The organism is Streptomyces sp. KR55 (assembly GCF_052245645.1).
Lineage (GTDB): Bacteria > Actinomycetota > Actinomycetes > Streptomycetales > Streptomycetaceae > Streptomyces > Streptomyces flavusporus.
The window spans coordinates 1-8,201 of the sequence record NZ_JBQQCE010000441.1; the positions used below are offsets into that span (position 1 = coordinate 1).

Consider the following 8,201-nt stretch of genomic DNA (forward strand, 5'->3'; position numbering starts at 1 on the left):
GTGCGCCAACAAGGTCGACGGCCCGAGCGGCGAGGCCGACGCGGCCTACCTGTGGTCCCTCGGCCTCGGCGAGCCGCACCCCGTCTCCGCCCTGCACGGCCGCGGCACCGGCGACATGCTGGACGCCGTCCTGGAGGCGCTGCCGGATGCGCCCCAGCAGACCTTCGGAACCGCCGTCGGCGGCCCCCGCCGCGTCGCGCTGATCGGCCGCCCGAACGTCGGCAAGTCCTCGCTGCTGAACAAGGTGGCCGGCGAGGAGCGGGTCGTCGTCAACGAACTCGCCGGCACCACCCGCGACCCGGTCGACGAGCTGATCGAACTCGGCGGCAAGACCTGGAAGTTCGTCGACACGGCGGGTATCCGCAAGCGCGTCCACCTCCAGCAGGGCGCCGACTACTACGCCTCGCTGCGCACCGCGGCGGCCGTCGAGAAGGCCGAGGTGGCCGTCGTCCTGATCGATGCCGCCGAGTCGATCTCGGTGCAGGACCAGCGCATCATCTCCATGGCCGTCGAGGCGGGCCGCGCCCTCGTCGTCGCGTACAACAAGTGGGACACCCTCGACGAGGAGCGCCGCTACTACCTGGAGCGGGAGATCGAGACCGAGATGGGCCAGGTCTCGTGGGCGCCCCGGGTGAACGTCTCGGCGCAGACCGGACGGCACATGGAGAAGCTGGTCCCGGCGATCGAGACGGCCCTGGCCGGCTGGGAGACGCGCGTCCCGACGGGCCGGCTGAACGCCTTCCTCGGCGAACTGGTCGCCGCCCACCCGCACCCGGTCCGGGGCGGCAAGCAGCCGCGCATCCTGTTCGGCACCCAGGCCGGCACCAAGCCCCCGCGGTTCGTGCTCTTCGCCTCCGGGTTCATCGAGGCGGGCTACCGGCGCTTCATCGAGCGTCGGCTGCGTGAGGAGTTCGGCTTCGAGGGGACGCCGATCCATATCTCGGTGCGGGTGCGCGAGAAGCGCGGCGCGAAGAAGAAGTAGCGACACAGCACAAGACGTAGCAGGAGGGCGGCCCTTGTCGGGCCGCCCTCCTCGCTTCAGCTCCCCTTGCGGGGGCCGGGTGGCAGTGCCGCCGGGACGTGGTGCATCCCGGTGCCGTGCTGCCCGATCTGCCCGACCCGCTGCCAGGGCGACAGCTGCCCACTGCCGTGCCGGGCGCTCTGTGCGCCCGCGCTGTAGGCGCTGTACGAGCTGCTGAACGATCCCGCGCGGTGGCCCCCGAACGATCCCGAACCGTGCGGGATGCTCGCGAAGGCGGTGAACCCGAACTCGTCCTCGCCGCTGCGGTCACCCGGCAGCGAGCGGAAGGACTTGACGTACTCGGCATAGAGCGCGTCGTAGATCGGCGTGGCCGATGGGCCGCCCGAATGTTCCTGTGCCGGCCGCGTGGACCGGATCGACTGGAAGGACTGGCGGCGGGAAACGTCGTATGCGTGCACGTATGTCCAAACGACCCCGGCTCTGAAGAGATGCGGCCGAGCGAGACCGCAAGGGGCGCAGGACTGTTACACCCCCGACGATCCCGCGCGCTCACGTCCCCGCAAGCGGCAGCACACTCGCGACGAGCTTCCCGTTGGCCGCGGCCTTGTCCAGGGCGTCCCGCAGCAGATCCTCCCGGGGCTGACGCCCGATGGACCCCACCGGAGCCGCGAACATCAGCACCTGCTGGTGCTTGTTGGCGGCGGCCCGCCACCCCTCGGTCACCTGCAGCGGCTGATGCGCCTGCCACCAGGCCACCGGCTGACCGCCCGGGCTCGGCTGGAGCACCGCGTGCAGCTGCCCCATGGCGAGCAGCACGGACCAGCCGTGCAGCACCGGCGGCAGGGAGCTCAGCTCGGTCACCGGCATGAAGCCCTGCTCGATCAGCAGCGGCAGGAAGTCGTCGCCGGAGGCGATGGAACCCGGGCGCACGATGGGGCCGGTGGGTTCGACGACGAGGGCCGGGTGCAACTCCCCGGCGATGAGCACCAGTCCGCTGGTGACCCCGAGCACGGCCTGCTCCGGCACCACCTGCTCCGGCTCCAGGTCGACCGTGTCGCCGCTGATGGACCGCACGGCGCCGCGGAGCTGTTCCTCGGTGACCTGGACGACCTGCGAGGGCAGGCAGGTGGCGTGGGCGAAGGCGAGCACGGCGGTCTCGTCGCCGATGAACAGGACGGTGCTGGTCCGCTCGCGCTCGGAGTCCCCCGGGGTGCGGCAGGACGTGCAGTCGTAACTGCCGGGGGCGTTCTCTCCGGCGAGCAGCCGGTTGGCTTCTTCGTCGCCGATCTCGGCGCGTACCTCGTCGCTGACGTCGAGCATGCGCGGCACGGGTGGCTCCCTCGGGATGCGGTACGTGGCGAGGCCGGGTGGCTCCCGGCCCGTGGTCCGGGTGGTCCCGGGCTCATGAAGAAGACAACGGGGATCTGTGGCGGGAGTCACGCTGACCGGCGAACGGAATCGAACCATCCACCGCACACGGTCACGACCGGCACGGAATCGGACACTCACCGTCAAGTCGGGGAAGCAGCAAGGCACTTGTGACGGTGAAGTGGGTCACAGGTCGACGGAGTGACTGGTCGACAAATCAGGAAATCGGCGAATGAAATGGGTGGCCGAAAATTGGCGATACCTCGGGTAACGCCGAACTGGCCTGGAACGACGAGTAGTTGGTTGAGGCCAACTCCTCAAGCTCCGTACATTCCTCGACCGTGTGCAACGAGCACCGCTCGGGTACGTCCGCCGCCGCGCCGGCCGCATCAGGTCGGCGCACAGCACAGCCGTCGGCGGACGGGGCGGAGCGCGACGACCGCGGCCATGCGCGGGAAACGCGCCCCGTCTTGGGGGACCCCGGGTCCGTCGAGAGGGAATTACATGTCCGAATGTGCCGATACCACTCGCAACAACGTCCGTAAGACGCGTACGACGGCGGTCCTCGCCGGGGCGGCCCTGCTGGCCCCGCTCGGGCTGCTGGCCGGAACAGGCAACGCGGCGGCCGCGGACGGCGGAGTGTGGGACCGCATCGCCCAGTGCGAGAGCGGCGGCAACTGGCACATCAACACCGGCAACGGCTACTACGGCGGACTCCAGTTCTCCGCCGACACCTGGCGCGCGTACGGCGGCACGGCCTACGCGGCCACCGCCGACCAGGCTTCCAAGGAGCAGCAGATCGCCGTCGCCACCAAGGTTCAGCGCGCACAGGGCTGGGGCGGGTGGCCGACCTGCTCGGTGCGCGCCGGAGCGTCCGGCGGCGCTCCCGAGGCGCCCGCGACCGGCTCGGCCGGCGAGCAGTCCGACCAGTCCGAGCAGTCCACCTCGTCGCAGCCGGCGAAGACGCCGGCGCGGGCGTCGGGCCACACGGACCGCGGTGCGACCCGCGGCGACTACACCGTCCGTCAGGGCGACACCCTGAGCGGTATCGCCGACCGGCACGGGACCACCTGGCAGCGGCTCTACGCCGCCAACAAGGCCGTCATCGGCGGTGATCCCGACGTGATCGTGCCCGGGCAGTGCCTCGCGCTCGGAGCCACCCCCTTTGCCCGGAACATGGGTCCCCGCCCGGTCCACCGACCGGGCGGGGCCCCCGGCGCAGCGGGCGACGTCGCCCGCAGGCACGGCGTGATGCTGCTCATCCCGGAGGGTTCGGCCCGCGCGCAGGGCCCGGAGCACGCCCCCGCGGTGTGCGGTCCGCCGCTTCCCGCGCCCGCAACTCGCCCGCTTCTCCGCTGAAGACGACCGCACCGCGGCGCAGTTCGTACACGAGGGCGGCACGGCCGTGCAGGGCGGGCGGCAGCCGCTGCTCCGCCAGGACTACGCAGGCGTCCAGCGAGCCCAGCAGGTCGTACGTGCGGGCCGCGACCGCCGGCGCCATGCCCTGCGCGGGTTCGTCGACGAGCACCACGCGCGCGCGTGCCAGCAGCGCCCGGGCGAGGGCGAGCATGCGCTGCTCGCCGCCGGAGAGGGTGCCGGCGCGGCGCGGGAGGAGCGGCTGCAGTTGCGGATAGGCGGCGAGGGCGGGGTCGTGGCGCGGCGCCGCGAGTTCCAGGTTCTCCCGCACGGTGAGGGAGCCGAACACGGCCTGCCGCTCCGGTACCAGGCACAGTCCGCGCCGGGCCCGCTCGTAGGCGGGCATGCGGGTCACGTCGACGCCGTCCCACAGCACCGCGCCGCCCGACAGCGGCACGGTTCCGGCCAGCGCGCGCAGAGCGGTCGTACGGCCGGAGCCGTTGCGGCCGAGCAGGACGGTCAGGCCGGGGGAGGGGGCGGCGAGGGTGATGCCGTGCAGGGCTTCCAGGGGGCCGTAGCGCACGCGCGCGTGGCTCAGGGCGATGGTCACGGCGTGGCCTCCCGCGCGTCGAGGACGCGACCGGGCGGGCCGGACGCGATGATCCGGCCCGCTGTCATGACGTGCACGACGTCGGCGAGGTCGGCGACCAGGTCGAGGTCGTGCTCGACGACGAGCAGGGCGGTGCCGTCCGCGGCGAGCGCCTTCAGGACCCGGGCCAGTGCCGCTGCTTCGGCGGTGTCGAGGCCGGCCGCGGGCTCGTCCAGAAGCAGCGCACGCGGGGCACCCGCGAGGGCCCGGGCCAGCTCGACGCGGCGCAGTGTGCCGGTGGGCAGCCCGGCGGCGGGCAGCGCCCGTAGCGGGCCGTCCAGCCCGAACAGCCGCAGCGCCCGCTCCACGGCACCCGGATCGGCGATCCGCCCCTGCTCGGCGCCCACCCGGACGTTGTCGGCCACCGTCAACGAGGGGAATACGGCCAGCTGTTGGAAGGTCCGTGCGATGCCGAGCCGGGTGCGGGCGTGGGCGGACAGCCGGGTGATGTCCCGTCCGCCGAACAGCACCTGCCCGCGCGCGGGGCGCACGGTTCCGGCCAGGCAGTGGAACAGGGTGCTCTTTCCGGCGCCGTTGGGGCCGACGAGGGCGGTGATCTGGCCGGGCGGGATGTCGAGGTCGACGTCGTCGAGGGCGGTGAAGCGGCCGTAGCGGGCGAGGAGGTGGCGGGTGGTGAGGGTGGGGACGTGTGCGGGTGCGGGTGCGTGGGTGGGCACGCGGCCTTCGGCCGCGTCCGGGTTCCCACCCGCACCACTCGTGCGGCCATCGTTGTCGGGTGCGGGTGGCCCCTGTGGGGGCTCAGCGCCGTCGGCGGCGGGCAGGCCCGTTTCCGGTCGGCGCCTCGCCGCCGCGTACCCCGCCGCGGTCACTCCCGCCGGCGCCGGTCGGCGCGCAGCCCGCTGCTCCGCCGGTTGCAGTCGCCTCCGCGTCTGTGCCCCCATCGCTGTCAACGTCGCCCCCCGCCGCAACCGCAGCCTCCCCGCCGCCGTCCGCAGCGCCTCGTACGGCCCCCCGGGCAAGCGGCCCACCAGAACCGCCAGCAGCCCGATCAGCGCCGCCGCGACCCCGCCCCGGGCGCCCGCGTCGAGGCCGACCAGCAGTGCCGCCGCGGCCAGGGCGCCCAGTGTGCTGTCGGCGCCCAGGACGACGATCGCCGCGAACCACAGCAGGCCGCGCACGGGGTCGTAGGCGGCGGGGTCGAAGGCCCGCAGGCCCATGCCGAGCATGCCGCCGCCCAGCGCCGCCAGTGCAGCGCCGGACACGAACGCCAGCAGTTTCAGGGCAGGCACCTGGACGCCTGCCGCCGACGCCCCCGACTCGTGGTCCCGCATCGCCGCCAGCGCCCGGCCCGTACGGCCCCGGCGCAGCGCGTGCGTGGCGAGCAGCGCGCCGGCCAGGAGGGCCAGCTCCAGCAGGTAGTACGCGCGGTCCCCGGCGAAGCCCGCCGGGCGGTCGAGCGACAGCCCGGACGTGGCGTACGGCTGGGCGAAGACGAACCGGCTCACCCCGATGCCCACCGCGAACGTGGCCAGCGCGAGGGCCAGGCCCTGACGGCTGATCGCCGGCCAGCCGGTCAGCAGACCGAGCGGGGCGACCAGGAGGACGGCGACGGCGAGCGCGGCCAGCTCCGGCAGGCGGGGCAGGCCCGGGAACCGCCCGGCTGCCAGCAGGGCCGTGAACAGGGCGCCCAGACCCGCGTACGCCGCCTGCCCGAGCGAGATCTGGCCGCTGCGGCCGGTGACCACCACCAGCGACAGCAGCACCACGCCCAGCGCGGGCACCTGCACCGATGTGTGCAGGTCCCGTCCGGCGAAGCCCAGCGGCAGCAGGAACAGGACCACGGCGACGATCCAGGCGCCCGGCGGGGTCGGCACCCATGGGGGTCCTCCCGCTCGAGCAGGTTCGAGAGTGGGGGAGGTCGCCGTATGCGGCAGCGCGTCCCGCGCGCCGACGCCGGGCAGTACCAGGGCGGCGACCAGCAACGCCACCACGAACAGGTTCGCGCCGGCCGCCTGCAGCAACGGCTCGCCCCAGCCCGCCGGATGAAGCCGCGTCAACTGGCTCTGTGCGACCCCGACGCCCAGCGCCACCAGCACGGCGACCGGCAGACTGCGCATCCGCGCGGCGACCGCGACCGCCACCACCTCCATGACCAGCAGCGGCATCCCGTACGGGTCCAGACGGACGTACGGCGCCAGCAGCACGCCCGTCAGCCCCGCCGTGAACGAGCCGAACGCCCAGCCGGCCGCGGCCACCCGGTCCGCGTCGATCCCGCCGAGCACGGCCAGCTGCCGGTCGTCCACGACCGCCCGCAGCTCCCGCCCGAAACGCGTCCGTCTGATCACGGCCGCCACCGCGGCGGCCAGGACGAGCACGACGGCCAACTGCCCCCACGGCTCGTCCGACACCAGCACCGGGGCGTCGTCCCGCGCCCCCTGCCCCCACAGCAGCGCCGCCCCGCCGACCAGCAGCACGAACACCCCGATGGACGCCACCAACGTCTGCGCCGGATCACTGCCCAGCACCGACAGGGGGCGGAAGACCCACCGCTCCAGGACCACGCCGAGACCCGGCGCCAGCACCACCAGCGTCACCGCGGCGGCCGGCCACAGCGGCCAGCCCCATTCGACGACACACTGCCGCAGCGCGTACGCGCACACCATCGCGATCGCGCCGTGCGCGAAGTTCAGCACGCCCGTCGCGCGGTACGTCACGATCAGCCCGATCCCGGTGAGCGCGGCGGCGCTGCCCACCGACAGGCCGGCGAGCGTCAGGTCGTACGTGAGGGACGACATCAGCCTGTCGTCCCGGCGGGCTCGCAGATCGGGCACGGGCCCAGCTCGCCGCCTGCCACCAGCTTCCCGTCCACCGGCACGGCCTCTGCCTTCCCGGCCACCAGCGGGCAGTCCGCACGGTGGAACAGCGTGCCGCCCGGCACCATCAACAGGTCCGCGCTGACCGCGACCGGCGCGGCGGCTGCCTGGCCCGACCCGTCCCCGTCGGCGGGCTCGGCGGCCACCAGCAGGGCGTACAGCTCCTCCACGCGCGCGGCGGCGAGCGCGGTGCGGCCGTGGGTGAGCAGTACCGCCCCGGCGATGATCAGCGCGGCGCCAGGGACCGTGCAGGAGGCCAGATAGGGCAGCTGCCGCTCGGCGAACCGCTCACCGGAGACGCCGTACCAGCCCAGGACGCACAGCACCGCGCCGGCCGCGAGCGCCGCCCAGCCGGCCCACAGGACGGGGTGCACGGTCCGCAGTCGGGCTGTCCTCATGGCCGGCTCCCACACGTCGTGTGTCTGGGTGTGTCTGGCTGTATGTCCAAGTCTGCCAACGGACTTGCACTATGCCTTCCGGAAGCTGACCCTGAAAGCGGCGTGCACGGCCCGGACCGACACCCGGTGGTGAGCCAGATGCTTCTCGGGAGCGACCTCAGGCGGAGGAACCTGCGACGGCGTGCGGCACTGGCGGCCGCCCTGCTCCTCCTCGCCCCGGCCCTCGCGGCGTGCAGCGACGACGAGGGCGGCGGCAGCGACAGTCCCCCTCCGACGCCGACCGTGGAGCAGACGCAACCGACCGATCAGGCGGCGAGCGCGCCCGCCGACTCGGCCGCGGCCGAGCGGGAGATCCGGCAGAACTGGGAGAAGTTCTTCGACCCGGCCACCGCCCTGGAGGACAAGCAGAACTTCCTGGAGAACGGTGACCGGATGGCCCCGGTGCTGCAGGCCTTCAGCGGCGACGAACGCGGCTCCCAGGTGCAGGCGAAGGTCGACAAGGTCGAGTTCACCTCGGCGACCGAGGCGAACGTGACGTACACGCTGACCCTCCAGGGCGCCACCGCCCTGCCGGACGCCGCCGGTACCGCCGTGGAGCAGCAGGGCACCTGGAA

At 73.6% G+C, this 8,201-nt stretch carries 7 protein-coding genes and 1 pseudogene; 3 read left to right on the forward strand and 5 right to left on the reverse strand.

What is annotated here, in order from left to right; genetic code table 11:
• Positions 1 to 982, forward strand: a 982-nt coding sequence (gene der / locus ACTWQJ_RS40990) for a ribosome biogenesis GTPase Der (RefSeq protein ID WP_443311512.1), incomplete at its 5' end; no start/stop codon positions are given.
• Between the two features lie 56 nt (positions 983 to 1,038).
• Here the strand turns inward: der and ACTWQJ_RS40995 are convergent.
• Together ACTWQJ_RS40995 and ACTWQJ_RS41000 are read right to left on the reverse strand one after the other, a co-directional pair.
• Positions 1,039 to 1,440 (reverse strand): hypothetical protein, encoded by a 402-nt coding sequence (locus ACTWQJ_RS40995; RefSeq protein ID WP_129797090.1) that lies wholly within the window; start codon positions 1,438 to 1,440, stop codon positions 1,039 to 1,041.
• A gap of 91 nt (positions 1,441 to 1,531) precedes the next feature.
• Complete coding sequence (locus tag ACTWQJ_RS41000) at positions 1,532 to 2,311, reverse strand: hypothetical protein (protein ID WP_385516796.1); 780 nt, start codon at positions 2,309 to 2,311, stop codon at positions 1,532 to 1,534.
• A 543-nt stretch (positions 2,312 to 2,854) separates the two neighbouring features.
• Between ACTWQJ_RS41000 and ACTWQJ_RS41005 the strand changes: the two are divergent.
• Positions 2,855 to 3,502, forward strand: a pseudogene (locus tag ACTWQJ_RS41005) (transglycosylase family protein); the annotation flags it as partial.
• 106 nt (positions 3,503 to 3,608) lie between these two features.
• Here the strand turns inward: ACTWQJ_RS41005 and ACTWQJ_RS41010 are convergent.
• From ACTWQJ_RS41010 to ACTWQJ_RS41020, 3 genes are read right to left on the reverse strand one after another with little or no spacing between them, the layout of a single operon-like run.
• Positions 3,609 to 4,316: an ATP-binding cassette domain-containing protein gene (locus ACTWQJ_RS41010; protein WP_443311513.1), complete on the reverse strand. Its 708-nt coding sequence runs from the start codon at positions 4,314 to 4,316 to the stop codon at positions 3,609 to 3,611.
• Complete coding sequence (locus ACTWQJ_RS41015; RefSeq protein ID WP_443311514.1) at positions 4,313 to 7,111, reverse strand: ABC transporter permease subunit; 2,799 nt, start codon at positions 7,109 to 7,111, stop codon at positions 4,313 to 4,315. Before ACTWQJ_RS41015 ends, ACTWQJ_RS41010 begins: the two co-directional genes overlap by 4 nt.
• Complete coding sequence (locus ACTWQJ_RS41020; protein ID WP_443311515.1) at positions 7,111 to 7,587, reverse strand: hypothetical protein; 477 nt, start codon at positions 7,585 to 7,587, stop codon at positions 7,111 to 7,113. Before ACTWQJ_RS41020 ends, ACTWQJ_RS41015 begins: the two co-directional genes overlap by 1 nt.
• Positions 7,588 to 7,725: 138 nt before the next feature.
• On the opposite strand from ACTWQJ_RS41020, the gene ACTWQJ_RS41025 reads away from it, so the two are divergent.
• A partial coding sequence (locus ACTWQJ_RS41025; protein ID WP_443311516.1) for a hypothetical protein occupies positions 7,726 to 8,201 on the forward strand: 476 nt, incomplete at its 3' end.